Source organism: Frondihabitans australicus, assembly GCF_003634555.1.
Classification (GTDB): domain Bacteria; phylum Actinomycetota; class Actinomycetes; order Actinomycetales; family Microbacteriaceae; genus Frondihabitans; species Frondihabitans australicus.
In genome coordinates this window covers 796,049-809,633 of the sequence record NZ_RBKS01000001.1, presented here as the reverse complement: position 1 = coordinate 809,633, position 13,585 = coordinate 796,049, and the positions used below count along the sequence as shown (strand labels likewise).

The following is a 13,585-nucleotide window of genomic DNA, read 5'->3' as shown; positions in this document are numbered from 1 at the left end:
GTGACCGCCCGGCTCTCGCAGCCGGGCGGTCAGCGCAGCCGCTGGCAGCGCGGACAGAAGTGACTGCCGCGGTTCATGAACGACACTCGGCGGATCGGGGTGCCGCACCGCGGGCACGGCTTCCCCTGCTGCCCGTAGGCGTTGAGGCTGTGCGCGAAGTAGCCCGACTCGCCGTTCACGTTCTTGTACTGCTCGTCGAACGACGTGCCGCCCTCGGCCAGAGCCTTGTAGAGCACCGCGCGGATCTCAAGCAGCAGCAGCGAGACGCGCCGCGCCGAGAGCGACGTGCACTGCTGCTCGAAGTGGATCTTCGACGCCCAGAGCGACTCGTCGGCGTAGATGTTGCCGATGCCCGAGACCAGGGTCTGGTCGAGCAGGGCTCGCTTCACGCCGGTCTTCCGCGCCCGCAGGCGCCGCGAGAACGCGGCGTCGTCGAAGGCCGGGTCGAGGGGGTCGCGGGCGATGTGCGCGACCTGGTGGGGAATCCTGAGAAGCCAGGGCGCAGGATCCTGCTGCCCGCCGCCCGACACCCCCTCGTCGGCCATGTCGTGCCCCAGAAGCCCCGGCCCCGAGTAGCCCGCGGCGGCGCCGTCTGCCACCGGAACGGTCTCGTCGAGCGCCATCGACCCGAAGATGCGCTGGTCGACGAACGCGACGCGCACGTGGCCGCGGGTCGGGTGAGCGAGGTCCAGCCTGATGCGCAGGAGCCGGTCGTCGGCGGCCTCGCGATCGCGCAGCAGCACCTGGCCGCTCATGCCGAGGTGGGCGACGAGCGCGGTCGACGACTCGGACGCGGGCTCGTGCGCCAGCTCGAGGGGGAACCAGAGGAACTTGCCCCGTCGCACGGCCGAGAGGATCGTCGCGCCCTGGAGCCGCGAGACGAAGTCGTTCGGCGGGCCCTCGTGGCGACGGAGCGAGCGCGGTTCGAGGACGGCGACACCCTCGACGACGGCGCCGCTCACGGCGGGATGCAGGCCGGCCCGGACGACTTCGACCTCGGGGAGCTCGGGCACCTACGAGTCGGCGCCCGGTGTCGTCGCGACGTCGGCGGATGCCGGCGAGCCGACCGTGTCGTCGGATGCGACGCCGCCCCCGGCCTGCGCTGCGGTGAGCGAGGTCCATGCCTCGAGCGCCGCCGCCATCTCGGCCATCTTCTTGCTCGACCCCTCGCCGGACGCGATGTCGTCTTTCCCGAGGCGGACGACGGCGTGGAATCGCTTGTCGTGGTCGGGGCCGGAGTCGCTGATGACGTAGTTCGGCATGCCGCGGCCAAGGGCCGAGGCCAGTTCTTGGAGGCTCGTCTTCGGGTCCATGGCGGCGCCGAAGCGGTCGGGGTCGGCGAGCAGGGGTGCGATGAGACGCATGACGAGCGCCGTGGCCTCGACGGGGCCGGCGTCGAGATAGGTCGCCCCGATGATGGCCTCGACGGTGTCGGCCAGGATCGAGTGCTTCTTGCGACCGCCCGTCATCTCCTCCCCGCGCCCGAGCCGGATGAAGGCTCCGAGGCCGATGTGACCGGCGACCTCCGCCAGCGCGACGGTCGAGACGAGACTGGCCCGCCGCTTCGCGAGGTCCCCCTCGTCGAGGTCGGGGTTCTCGCGGAACAGCATGACCGTGACGGCCTGCCCGAGGATCGAGTCGCCGAGGAACTCGAGGCGCTCGTTGTTGCCGATGCCGCCGTGCTCGTACGCGTACGAGCGGTGCGTGAGGGCGAGCTCGAGCAGGTCGGGCGAGACATCCACGCCGAGCGTGGACAGAAGTTCAGCCCGGTCGGGCCCGCTCTCGAGGGAGGCGGAACCTGACACGGGCTGACTCATGACGAGGAGCTTACCGACCGGAGTCGGACGCGGCTCAAACGTCGGCGACCTTGCGGCCCTTGTACTCCAGGTACAGGGCGGTGCCGGCGCTGTCTTCGACGACCTTGGCGCGGTGCGGGAGGCTGTAGACGGTCTTGCCGCCCTCGACGCTCTTGACGAGCGTGACGGGCGCGGCCTTCCACTGCGAACGGCGGGCGTGCGTGTTGGCGCGCGACTGCTTGCGCTTCGGAACTGCCATGTCTGTCTCTGCTTTCGTATCGGTGGTGCTCGGTGCACGCGGAGGCTCTCGCCTCCCGCACACGACTAATCGGTGGGCTTGGAGTCCGTGTCGGCCTGCAGGCTGTCGCCTGCGAGCTGGGCGAGCGCCGACCAGCGAGGATCGAGCACTTCACGGGGGTGGTAGTCGACCAGATCTTCGATGCGCTCGCCCGTTTCGGGGTCGAGACCAGGGCAGTCTGGCCGGCAAACCGGTTGGAAGGGCAGTGACAGGACCACCGCATCTCGGACGACCGGTTCAAGATCCACGTGATCGTCTTGAACCTGGTAGTCGAAACCTTCCTCGTCAGAATACGCGAAAAGCTCCGCGAAATCGACTTCGACACCCTCTTCGATCGGCTTGAGGCATCGGCTGCACTCGCCGACGGCGGTTCCGGAGACGTGCGCGGAGGCCAGGATGCCGTCGTGGAGGCTCTCCAGGCGCAGGTCGAGCTCGAGGGTCGAGCCCTCGGGCACGGCGATCACGCCTTCGCCGAGCTTTGTCGGCACGACGACGTCGAGATCGGTCTGGCGCATCTCGCCCGGGCGGCGCATGAGGTCCAGCACACCGACGGTGTACGGGGTCTTTTCGAAATGAGACACGAGCGACGATTGTACGCCCCGCAGGGCCTCCCCCGGCAGAGTCGGGCGGGGATCGTGCCCCTGGTCAGATCGCCTGTCGCGAACGCTGCTCGGCGAACAGCGTGCGCGGTGCCACCGTCGCCCGCACGAGAGCGGGTGCTCCGACCGAGCGGCGCAGTCTCGCGATGACCCTCCGGGCCTGGTCGTGGACCTCGTGCGCGGCCGGCTCGTCACCGAACCGCTCGCGCTGAAGTGCGGCGAGAAGCGACTCGAGCTCGGGCGCGCCGGGCTCCGTGCCGTCTCGGGCGAGCGAGACCCGGAGCACGTCGGCCGCCTGCACGGGCGTTGCGGCCGCCGGCACCGCGATGCCGAGGTCTCTCGCCGTGTCGACCACCTCTCGCCAGGCGTTGAGCGCCGCGTCGGGCGGACCCGCTCTCAGCCGCCGTCGGCGCCGCTGCGTCCGCAGCCACCACGGGCTGAGGGCGAGCAGCAGCAGGATCCCGATGCCGGCCGCCAGAAGCGGTGTCGTCCCGACGGGTGTTCCCGTGGTCGCGGCCGCCGCCGCGCTCGACGGGACGGCGCCGGTGCTCGTCGCGGTCGCCTGGGCGGTCGCCGACGACGACGCGGACGCGCTGGAGGAATCGCTCGGGCTCGCGGTCGCACTCGCCGAGGGGCTGGCGGTGCTGCCTGTCTGCTGTAGGTAGTCGCTCGTCGTGCCCTGGCCGGGCGTCGGCTCGAACGGCACCCAGCCGAGGCCCTGGAAGTACAGCTCGGGCCAGGTGTGGAGGTCGTTGCTGGTGACCGTCCACGACTCGTCGTCGCCGTTCTGCGTGCCCGGCAGGAACCCGACCGCCATGCGCGACGGGATCCCGAGCGTGCGCGCCATGACGGCCATGGCGGAGGCGAAATGGACGCAGTAGCCGCTCTTGCGCTTGAGGAACACCGAGATGGCGTCGAGCCCGGTGCCGTCGTAGCCCTCGCGCACGGGCGTCGTCTCCGAGTAGGTGAAGTCGCCGTTGCGGAAGTAGTTCTGGAGGTCGACCGCGGCGTCGAACGGGTTCGCGGCGCCCGCCGTGACCTTCTTCGCCAGGGTCGAGATCGACGCCGGGACGCCCTTCACGCTGCGGTACTCGGCGAGGGAGGCCGGCGTCTGCCCGAGCGACGCGACGATCTGCGCCCGGGTGGGGTTCACCGGCTTCGAGACGACGGTGTAGTCGAGGCCCTGCGAGCCCTCCGTCGACGAGCGGACGGTCACGCCCGACGCGTCGACGTACTTCCACTGGGAGTCGACGCCGGTGATCTTCGTCGCCGGCACCGGGATCGGCAGGTAGGGGCTGCGCAGCAGGCTCACCGAGACCTTCGTCGTGGCGGTCTTCCGCCTCGTGGTCGACGAGATGCCCGGGGCCGCCGGGAGTTTCGACACGGTGTCGGACGACTTGAGCGACACCTTCGCCGGGCTCCAGCTCTTGCCCGAGAAGTCGACCAGGTCGACCAGCTTGAGGTACTCGCCGTTCGGGTCCGTGGTCGTGTAGGAGAGCACGTTCACGGCCGTGCCGCGCCGGAGGTCCTTGCCGAGGTTGACCACCGGGTTGACGCCCGTCGAGATCCCGGCGCCGGTGCCGAGCCCCTGCAGGGCGGTGTCGACCGACATCGGCACGAGGCTGGTCACGATTCCCGCCGCGGCGAGCGACGCGACACCCGTGATGACCGTCGACCGCGACGGGCGGCGACCGGTCGAGACGAGAAGCACCACGATGAAGCCGAGCACGGTCAGCACGACCCAGGGCCAGCTCGGCTGCACATCGGGCACCAGCGAGGGGACGACGAGCACGACGGCGAAGACGGCGCCGGTGAGGACGGGGGTCCGGAGGATCCTGGCGAGCACGTCGATGACGATCGACGCCACGGCCACGCACCCCACGATCACCGCCAGGATCGCCGCCGACACCGGCACAGGGGCCTGGTCCGCGACGATGGTCTCGCTCGCCTGCTGAGCGAGGAGCCGCACCCGGTCGATCGTGTCGGCCGTGGGGATGACGCCGAGGAGGGCCGTGCCGCCCGAGACGGTCAGCGTGCAGGCGATCGCGGCCACCACGAGGCCGGTGGCGAGCGCCGCGGGCGCCGGCCAGCGGAGGGTTCGCGCGAGCTCCTGCGCCCCGAGGACCACGAGGGCGACGGTCGCGCTCGCGAACCACCAGCCCGTGCCCTGGAAGAGCCCGCCGATGCTCGCCAGCGACACGACGAGCGTGAACCAGAGGGCGGCGGTGAGGCCCCAGCGCGGGCGCGCCGGCTGCCGTGCGGGGCGGGGCTGCGAGGGCGCAGGAGCCTGGCGCCGGGTGCGCAGGTCAACCACCGAACACCCCCGGCGTCTGCAGCACGGCAGCCACGTCGGCCACCGAGTCGGTCTCCACCACGAGCCATCCCGTCTCACGCAGCGCTCGCGCCACGCTGCCCGGCGACCCCTCGCCGCTGTCGTCGGGCGTGAGCGGGTCGGAGTCGAGGTGGACCACGACGGCCACGCCGCGCACGCCGGGCCCGCGGCTGCGGCCGAGTGCGTCGATCTCGCGGGGCGCGAGGCTCGACACGACGGCGATGACGGGCTCGCGCGGGGCGGGCTCGGGGCTGAGCAGGTCGACCTCGTCGCCGAGGGTGATGTCGGCAAGCATCTCGAGGAAGAGCGGGGTCATCGCCGGGTCGTGGTCGGCGAGCAGGGAGCCGTCGAGGGTGACGACGCGCGTCTCGGACCCGGCGAGGCCGAACTCGATCGCGATCGAGGCCGCCGCCGAGACGGCCCACTCGAAGCCGTCGCTCACCGGGAGCTTCGAGCCGAGCGCCGGGTGCGCGTCACGCCAGTTCGCCGGGTCGGTGGGGAGGACGACGCGCGCGCTGGGGAGGCCGTGCTGCTCCTCCTGCCGCACCATGAGCTCGCCCTGCCGGGCTGTCGCCTTCCAGTGCACGCGGCGCATGGCGTCGCCCCGGCGGTACTCGCGCGTGATGGGGTCGTCCTGGCCGCCGGAGGTGTGGTCGCGACGCTGCCGGCCGGTCTCGCCGAGCGCGCGGGACTCGCGTCCGCGGCCCACGGGCACCACCTCGGGGAGCACCGTGAGCTCGCTGCGACCGGGCACCGACACGAGCCGGCGCGCGACGCCGAACGCCTCGACGACGTCGACGAGAGCGGGGCCCACGCGGTGGCGACCGCGCGGGAGGTCGTCGAGGAGGAACGACACCGTCGCCGCTCCCCCGCCCGGGATCGTCGTGACGCGGCCTTCGCTCGAGTGCATGACACGCCACGCGACGGTGTCGCGAACCCGCACGCTCACCGGCGAGCGCGATCCCGGCGCGACGAGCGTCACCGTCTCGACGACCGACCACCCTGCGACTGCACGGTCTGGCGCGAATCGCCGCGACACCTCGATCGACGGCACGCGGATGGCGACACCGACCAGGGACGCGAACACGAGGGCGACCAGCGCGACGCCCGCGAAGACCAGGGGCAGGGACGACAGGCCGAGACCCACGCCGATCAGCAGGGCGCCCGCCACGACGACGCCCACGCCGCGCCGGGTCGGGCGCGGCAGGTGCCGCCGGGGAGCGTTCACGTGCGGCTCAGACGGCGTCGTCGAGCGGGACGGGGGTGGAGGCGACCACGGACTCGACGATGTCGTAGGCGGCGGCGACCGCCCCTGCTCCTGCGCGACCGGCCAGGATCAGACGGTGGCCGAGCACGGGGCCGGCCAGCGCGTCGACGTCGTCGGGGATCACGAAGCGGCGGCCGTTCAGGGCCGCCCACGACTTCGCGGCCCGCATGAGCTGCAGTGTAGCCCGGGGGCTCGCGCCCAGCCGGAGGTCGGGGTGCACGCGGGTCGCCTGCACGATGTCGACCGCGTACCGCTCGACCACGCTCGCCGCGTAGACCGACCGGACGGTCGCGATCATTCGGCGCAGCTGCTCGAGGCTGACCAGCGGCTCGAGGATGTCGAGTGGGCTTCGGGTCTCGCGCTGCCGCAGCATCCGCAGCTCGCTCGCGGCGTCGGGGTAGCCGAGCGAGATCCGCGCCATGAAGCGGTCGCGCTGAGCCTCGGGCAGCGAGTACGTGCCCTCCATCTCGACCGGGTTCTGCGTCGCGACCACGAGGAACGGCGTCGGGAGCGGGTGCGAGATGCCGTCGACGGTGACCTGCTTCTCCTCCAGGCTCTCGAGCAGGGCGGACTGGGTCTTCGGCGAGGCGCGGTTGATCTCGTCGCCGACGACGACGTTGGCGAAGATGGGGCCGGGCTTGAACTCGAACTCGTTCCGCTGGCGGTCGAAGATCGAGACGCCGGTGATGTCGCTGGGCAGGAGGTCCGGGGTGAACTGGACGCGGCTCACCGACGCGTCGACGGCTTTGGCCAGGGCCCGCGCGAGCTGCGTCTTGCCGACGCCGGGGACGTCCTCGATGAGCAGGTGACCTTCGGCCAGGAGCACGGTGAGCGCAGTCGAGATGGCGCCGGCCTTGCCGTCGATCACCGTGCCGATCGCCTCAAGGATCGACCGGGCGTGCTGCTGCACCTCGTCGAGCTCCATCGGCGGGAGGTCGCTCGGCGCACCCGCGCGGCCCGCCGCGTCGCCGGAACGCATGCCGCCGGGGGCGTGCGTGTCGGACGTCGTGGTGGTCACTTCTCCCCCTTGATCGAGGCCTGCTCGGAAAGATACTCGACGACTGGCCGCGGCACATAGGGCCCGACGTCGCCGCCGAGCCCGGCGACCTGCCGCACGAGCGAGCTCGAGACGAGGGCGTGCGCGGGATCCGGCAGCAGGAAGACCGTCTCGACACCGGCCAGAGACCGGTTCATGATCGCCATCGGCGTCTCGTAGGCGACGTCGACCTGTGAGCGGATGCCTTTCACGAGCACGGTCGCGCCGACCTGCGTGCAGTAGTCGACGAGGAGCCCCTCGCTCCAGCTGGTGACGCGGACGTTCGAGCGATCGCCCGTCGCGGGGCTGCGGCTCTCGTCCAGAGCGCTCTCGATCAGCTCGACCCGCTTCCCGACCGGGATCAGGGCGTTCTTGGCCGGATTGTGCACGACCAGGACGTGCAGCTCGTCGAAGATGCGGGCGGCACGGTCGATGACGTCGAGGTGCCCCAGGGTCACCGGGTCGAATGATCCCGGGACGACGGCGATGGTGCTCATTTCCTCACACTAGCCGCCGGGCGTGTCCGCAGGCTGAACGGTTCGAGGATGTGTCATCGATGCTTCCGGAGAGCGCCGGTGGGTCAGTTCTTCGACAGGCTCGCGCGACTGCCGTCGTCCAGACGCCGCTCGATGGCCGCGGCCAGCGCGGGGTGCCCATCGAGCGCAGGATCCGACTCCAGCACGCTGGCAGCCACCTCGCGGGCCTGCTCGATGACGTCCGCATCGTGCACGACACGAAGCAGGCGAAGCGACGAGCGCCCGCCCGACTGCGTGCTCCCGAGCACGTCGCCCTCGCGCCGCAGCTCGAGGTCGATCTGCGCCAGCTCGAATCCGTCGGTGGTCGAGGCGACGGCGTCCACCCGCTGGCGGGCGAGAGAGCCCTCCTCGGCCCTCGTCACGAGCAGACAGAGGCCCGGGAATCCGCCTCGGCCGACTCGGCCGCGGAGCTGGTGCAGCTGCGAGACGCCGAACCGCTCGGCGTCGAGGACGACCATCGTGGAGGCGTTCGGCACGTCGACGCCGACCTCGATGACGGTCGTGGCGACCAGGACGTCGATCTCGCCGCGCGCGAACGCCTGCATCACGGCGTCCTTCTCGGCGGACGGCATGCGGCCGTGGAGCGCCTCGACGCGGCGCCCCTGCAGGGCCTCGGTCGTGCGGAGGGTGGCGAGGGTGCGGACGACGTTGGCGATCTCGGGGAGGTGAGCCGCCGCTCCTGCACCCTGAGGCCCGTCGACGTCGACCGAGTCGCCCGAGGCGGTCCCGGTCGGGGTCTCGCCCTCTTCCGGGTTGGGATTCTCGAGCGAGCTCAGCGCATCGATGGCCGGGCACACCACGAAGACCTGGCGGCCCTTGGCGATCTCCTCGGCGGCGCGCTTCCACACCCGGTCGATCCACACCGGGCGGTCGAGGGGCACGACGAACGACTCGATCGGCTGGCGGCCGCGCGGAAGCTCGGCGATGGTGGAGACGTCGAGGTCGCCGAAGACGGTCATCGCGACGGTGCGCGGGATCGGCGTCGCGGTGAGCACGAGGACGTGCGGCGGCACGTGGCCCTTCTGCCGGAGGGCGTCGCGCTGCTCGACGCCGAACCGGTGCTGCTCGTCGACGACGACGAGGCCGAGGTCGTAGAACTCGACGCCGTCGCTCATGAGGGCGTGGGTGCCGACGACAATGTGCGCCTGGCCGCTGACGATCGCGAGGGTGGCGCGACGCCGCTCGGCCGTCGACATCTGGCCGGTGAGGAGGACGGGGTGCAGCCTCGCCGCGCGGTCGGGGCCGAGAGTGGCGACGATCGAGCGGAGGTGCTGCGCCGCGAGCACCTCGGTCGGGGCGAGGAGGGCCGACTGGCCGCCGGACTCCGCCACCGCGAGCATCGCTCGGAGGGCCACGAGCGTCTTGCCCGAGCCGACCTCGCCCTGCACGAGGCGGTTCATCGGGACGTCGGAGCCGAGGTCGCGAGCGATCTCGTCGCCCACGAGCGCCTGGTCGCCGGTGAGGCTGAACGGCAGCTGCCGGTCGAACTCGTCGAGGAGGCCGCCGGGTCTCGCGACGCGCGCGACGGCGGCGGACTGCCGCAGGAGCGCTCGCTGCTGGAGGAGCGCCGCCTGGAGCACGAACGCCTCGTCGAACTTCAGCGTCTCGCGGGCGGCCATGAAGTCGCGGTCGCGCTCGGGGCGGTGGATCTTCTCGAACGCCTCGCGCAGCGGCATCAGCTGGAGCTCGCGGCGGACGGACTCGGGCACCGAGTCGGGCAGCGGCGGCAGCGTGTCGAGGGCGACGGCGATCGACTTCTGCACCTGCCACGACGCGACCGATGCGCTGGCCGGGTAGATCGGGATCGGCTGCTTCGACCAGGCCTGGGCGGTGACGTCGCCCGCCTCGGCCGCTCGCTCGTCGTCGGCGTCGAACAGCTCGTAGTCGGGATGCGCCAGCTGCCGGTTGCCGCGGTAGTCGCCGACCTTGCCCGCGAAGATGCCGCGCTTGCCGGGCACGAGGTCTTTCGCGCGCCAGCCCTGGTTGAAGAAGGTCAGCGTGAGGATCCCCTGGCCGTCGCCGATCCTCACCTCGAGGATCGACCCGCGCCGGGCCCGCATCGTGCGCTCGCGCACGTCGAGCACCTCGGCGACGATCGTCACGCTCTCGCCGATCGCGAGCTCGTTGAGCGCCGTGAGCTCGCCGCGCTTGGCGTACCGGCGCGGGTAGTGGCTGAGCAGGTCGCCCACGGTCTCCATGCCGAAGGCGCGCTTGAGGGCGCCCGCGGTGCGCCCGCCGAGGGCGTTCTGAAGCGTCGTGTCGAGTGGCGAGACGACGGAGGTGACCACGCCACCACGCTACAGGCGGCCGCCGACAGCCGAGTCGGGGCCACTCGCCCCGCGCATGCCAGGATGTCCTGGTGACACGCATCATCGCCGGCTTCGCGGGGTCCACCGCTCTCGCCGTGCCCAAGACCGGTACCCGGCCGACCAGCGACCGGGTCCGCGAGGCCCTCTTCTCGGCCCTGGAGTCCCGCGACGAGATCCGGGGCCTGCGCGTCGCCGACCTGTACGCGGGAACGGGCGCGCTCGGGCTCGAGGCCGCGTCGCGCGGGGCCGCGCACGTCACCCTGGTCGAGAAGGCCCCTCAGGCCGCCAGGATCTGCCGGGAGAACGCCCGGCTCGTCGCCTCCCGGGCCGGCCGAGCCACGGCACCGGCGGTCGAGGTGGCCGCGTCCGCCGTCCGCACCTGGCTGCTCCACGCGGCGCCGGCCTCCCTCGACGTCGTGTTCATCGACCCTCCGTACGAGCTCGACTCCCCCGCGCTCGACGCCGATCTCGAGGCGCTCGTGCCCGCTCTGGCCGACGACGCCCTCGTCGTCGTCGAGCGGCGCGCCCGCGGCGGCGAGCCGCGCTGGCCCGCGGGGCTCGAGCTCGAGCAGAGCAAGGCGTACGGCGACACGGTCCTGTGGTGGGCGAGACGCGTCGCTCCGGACGGTGCGGCGACCGCCGACCCCGAGGGTCAGCGCGCCTCGGGCGACCAGGCGTAGGGATCCCAGCCGGGCACCTGGGCCAGCGGGATGCCGTCGAGGGTGACGGGGTGCGCGTGCTCCTGCGCCCCGTGTTCGCGCGGGACGACCGTGCCGATGGGCCGGAAGCCTCCGGGGAGCGGCGTGCCGGACGGGAAGGTCGCGAGGAGCGAGTGGTCCTCGCCGCCGGAGAGCGCCGCGTGCGGGTCGTCGCCGAGCGAGGAGGAGTCGAGGGCGATCACGACGCCCGACGCACGGGCGAGCCGGGTGGCGTCGAGGGCGAGGCCGTCGGAGAGGTCGAGCATGGCGGTCGCACCCGCCTCGGCGGCGCGGACACCGTCGCCCACCGGCGGAGTCGGCGCGAGATGCCAGCGGACCCCCGCGTCGCGGCCGCGCAGCTCGGAGCCGAGGCGCGCGTCGGGCTCGCCCTCGTGATCGACGGCGAGACGGAAGAGCAGGTCGAGACCACGGCCCGAATCGCCGAGCACGCCGGAGACCGCGACGACGTCGCCGGCCCGCGCGCCGCTGCGCGTGACCGCCGCCCGGCCCCCGAGGTCGCCGAACGCCGTGACCGCGATCATGAGCACGGGAGCCGTCGAGAGGTCGCCGCCCACGACGCCGGCACCCGGCGCCATCGCCGCGCAGCCGTCGCTGAGACCGCGGGCGATGCCCTCGAGCACGGCGATCGGCGTGCTCGTCGGCGCGGCCAGGGCCACGACCAGCGCGGTCGGCCGGGCGCCCATCGCGGCGACGTCGGAGAGGTTCGAAGCGGCGGCCTTCCAGCCCAGGTCGTGCGGCTCCGACCAGGCGCGCCGGAAGTCGGGCCCCTCGACCATGAGATCGGTCGTGACCACGAAGCGACCGTCGGGCGCCGAGACGAGCGCGGCGTCGTCGCCCGGGCCGAGCAGGGTGTCGCGGGCGGCGGGCATCAGGGGCAGGATCCGCGACAGCGTCTCGGCCTCCCCCAAGCTCGCGACCGTCTCGTCGCCCGTCCACTCGCTGCTCATGCCACTCACGCTAACGTGTCCTCGATGGTCCCCTCCGCACGCCGACGCACTCTCGCCGGGCTGGCTCTCGCGCTGCTCCTGCCGCTCGTGGCCGGCTGCACGTCGACGGTGTCGCTCACGCCGGCCGCCCGCGCGAACACCGTCGGGTGCGCGGGGGTCGTCGTGCGCCTGCCGAGCTCGCTCGAGGGACTGTCAGCTCGCTCGACCAACGCGCAGGGCACGGCGGCGTGGGGCTCGCCCGCCTCGGTGCTCATGACCTGCGGCATCACGACACCGAAGGTCTCCGATCTGGCCTGCTACACGGTCGGCGGCGTCGACTGGCTCGTCACGCAGACGGGCGCGGGCGACAAGGACGCCGTCTACACGACCTACGGGCGATCGCCCGGAGTGCAGGTGGTCGTCGACACGAAGGCCGTGCCGACGGCCAGCAACGTGCTCTTCGACGTCGCTTCGGCCGTCAAGACCCTGCCGAAGACCGGCAGCTGCCAGTCCGCCCTGTCGAAGTAGGGCGGCCCGCCCACCCCGGTAAACCTTCCTCCGGCCAACGAACCGCCCCTATCGGCGGTGTGTTCGCCGCTCGACGGTTCGTCGCCCGGCCGGCGGACGCACGCGCGGCACGCCCGCCGCCAGGAGGCGCCGCGCCAGTTCGTCGGGGTTCCGCGCCACGGCGTAGTCCCACCGCACGATCGTGCGCACACGCGGGTGGGCCGCGAGCTCGTTCTGCCGACGCTTCTCGTCGGCGATCGCCTCAGCGGGCGTGCGGCCCCGGAGCCACCGCGGGTCGGAGTACTTCCAGTCGCCGTCGAACTCGCCGACGATGCCGGAGCTCTCCCACCAGAAGTCCGCCTTCGCGATCAGTCGCCACCCACGCCGGGACTCCTCCTGCAGGGTCGGCATGAGAAGTCCTCGCGCCGCCATCCCGCAGCGGCTGAACGACTCGCCCGCGTACTCGGCTGCGCCGTCGGCAAAGCCGAGGGCCGAGGCGGCCGAGCGCGACCGACGGGCGCCGGGCCGCCCGGCGAGCTCCCGCTCGATGTCGCTCGTCGTGAAGAGCCCGAGGCGCAGGCCGTGGTCGAAGACGAGCACGGCTTCCTCGAAAGGGCCGGTCAGGGCGATGTCCGTCGCCGTGCGCGCCGCCGACGTGATCCACGTGGACTCCCGGGGCAGGACATCGGCCCGTCTGAGTGTGCCTGGGCGTCGACGGATACGGCTGGCGAGCTGCGCGGTCGAGCGCGCAGGATCGATGACCTCGACGTGCCGAGGCCACTCGTCAGGCACCGGCAGCCCCCACACTGCGGCTGCGGACCAGTGCGAGACGGCGCACTGCCGTTCGAACCCCGACACGACCGCGTGGATCAGCGAGACGTACTTCTGGCGTGCGTCCAACGACCGCCAGTCCTCGCTCGGCAGATACGAGCCGCGGGTGACGCGGGCGAGCTGCCCCCGCGCGGCGCGATCACGCACGTCACGGTCGTCGAAACCCGCGTGCACGAGGTCAGTGGAGCGGAGGGCGAGGGGCACAGGATCCATACGCCGATCGTGGCCGAGCCTACCCGCCACCGGGCCGCCGGTCGGCGATCTGTGGACAAGCCGGCAGCTGTGCACAGTGCTCGGGGCGGCCGTCCGTTTCCGCCCCTTCGCCTGCGAACCGCCAAGCGGCGGACGAACCTTAGCGCGCGGCGGTTCCTTGGCCGCTCGGAGGTTCTTTACGGGCTTGGGAGCGCAGCACGGCGGCGGGCCGGCGCC

Annotated in this window: 13 protein-coding genes; 2 read left to right on the top strand and 11 right to left on the bottom strand. The window is 72.4% G+C overall.

Annotated features, from left to right (window positions below):
- Positions 1-29: 29 nt before the first annotated feature.
- From C8E83_RS03740 to C8E83_RS03700, 9 genes are all read right to left on the bottom strand, one after another.
- A complete protein-coding gene (locus C8E83_RS03740) occupies positions 30-1,013 on the bottom strand; it encodes an Fpg/Nei family DNA glycosylase (protein WP_121368501.1) in 984 nt (327 codons plus the stop codon).
- Complete coding sequence (gene rnc / locus C8E83_RS03735) at positions 1,014-1,817, bottom strand: ribonuclease III (protein WP_121368500.1); 804 nt, start codon at positions 1,815-1,817, stop codon at positions 1,014-1,016.
- Between the two features lie 34 nt (positions 1,818-1,851).
- The gene (gene rpmF / locus C8E83_RS03730) at positions 1,852-2,055 is read right to left on the bottom strand and encodes a 50S ribosomal protein L32 (protein WP_121368499.1); all 204 of its coding nucleotides are present in this window, start codon (positions 2,053-2,055) and stop codon (positions 1,852-1,854) included.
- A 65-nt stretch (positions 2,056-2,120) separates the two neighbouring features.
- The gene (locus C8E83_RS03725; RefSeq protein WP_121368498.1) at positions 2,121-2,675 is read right to left on the bottom strand and encodes a YceD family protein; all 555 of its coding nucleotides are present in this window, start codon (positions 2,673-2,675) and stop codon (positions 2,121-2,123) included.
- Positions 2,676-2,739: 64 nt separating this feature from the next.
- Complete coding sequence (locus C8E83_RS03720; RefSeq protein WP_121368497.1) at positions 2,740-5,007, bottom strand: transglutaminase TgpA family protein; 2,268 nt, start codon at positions 5,005-5,007, stop codon at positions 2,740-2,742.
- Complete coding sequence (locus tag C8E83_RS03715) at positions 5,000-6,253, bottom strand: DUF58 domain-containing protein (protein ID WP_147430076.1); 1,254 nt, start codon at positions 6,251-6,253, stop codon at positions 5,000-5,002. Before C8E83_RS03715 ends, C8E83_RS03720 begins: the two co-directional genes overlap by 8 nt.
- Before the next feature lie 7 nt (positions 6,254-6,260).
- Positions 6,261-7,271, bottom strand: a complete 1,011-nt coding sequence (locus C8E83_RS03710; RefSeq protein WP_425454774.1) for an AAA family ATPase — start codon at positions 7,269-7,271, stop codon at positions 6,261-6,263.
- 35 nt (positions 7,272-7,306) lie between these two features.
- On the bottom strand, positions 7,307-7,825 hold the full coding sequence (gene coaD, locus C8E83_RS03705) for a pantetheine-phosphate adenylyltransferase (protein WP_121368495.1): 519 nt from the start codon (positions 7,823-7,825) through the stop codon (positions 7,307-7,309).
- Between the two features lie 83 nt (positions 7,826-7,908).
- On the bottom strand, positions 7,909-10,152 hold the full coding sequence (locus C8E83_RS03700) for an ATP-dependent DNA helicase RecG (RefSeq protein ID WP_245981394.1): 2,244 nt from the start codon (positions 10,150-10,152) through the stop codon (positions 7,909-7,911).
- A gap of 71 nt (positions 10,153-10,223) precedes the next feature.
- Here C8E83_RS03700 and rsmD point away from each other — a divergent pair, with 71 nt between their 5' ends.
- Positions 10,224-10,853 (top strand): 16S rRNA (guanine(966)-N(2))-methyltransferase RsmD, encoded by a 630-nt coding sequence (rsmD, locus tag C8E83_RS03695; protein WP_121368494.1) that lies wholly within the window; start codon positions 10,224-10,226, stop codon positions 10,851-10,853.
- On the opposite strand, the gene thiL is transcribed toward rsmD, so the two are convergent.
- Positions 10,826-11,839 carry a thiamine-phosphate kinase gene (gene thiL, locus C8E83_RS03690; protein ID WP_121368493.1) on the bottom strand — a complete coding sequence of 338 codons (1,014 nt, stop codon included), beginning with the start codon at positions 11,837-11,839 and terminating at the stop codon, positions 10,826-10,828. The two genes, rsmD and thiL, sit on opposite strands and share 28 nt — an antisense overlap.
- A 24-nt stretch (positions 11,840-11,863) precedes the next feature.
- Here thiL and C8E83_RS03685 point away from each other — a divergent pair, with 24 nt between their 5' ends.
- Positions 11,864-12,346 (top strand): DUF3515 family protein, encoded by a 483-nt coding sequence (locus C8E83_RS03685; RefSeq protein WP_121368492.1) that lies wholly within the window; start codon positions 11,864-11,866, stop codon positions 12,344-12,346.
- A 48-nt stretch (positions 12,347-12,394) separates the two neighbouring features.
- On the opposite strand, the gene C8E83_RS03680 is transcribed toward C8E83_RS03685, so the two are convergent.
- Positions 12,395-13,369, bottom strand: coding sequence for a hypothetical protein (locus tag C8E83_RS03680; RefSeq protein ID WP_121368491.1), 975 nt, complete (start codon positions 13,367-13,369; stop codon positions 12,395-12,397).
- Positions 13,370-13,585: the final 216 nt, after the last annotated feature.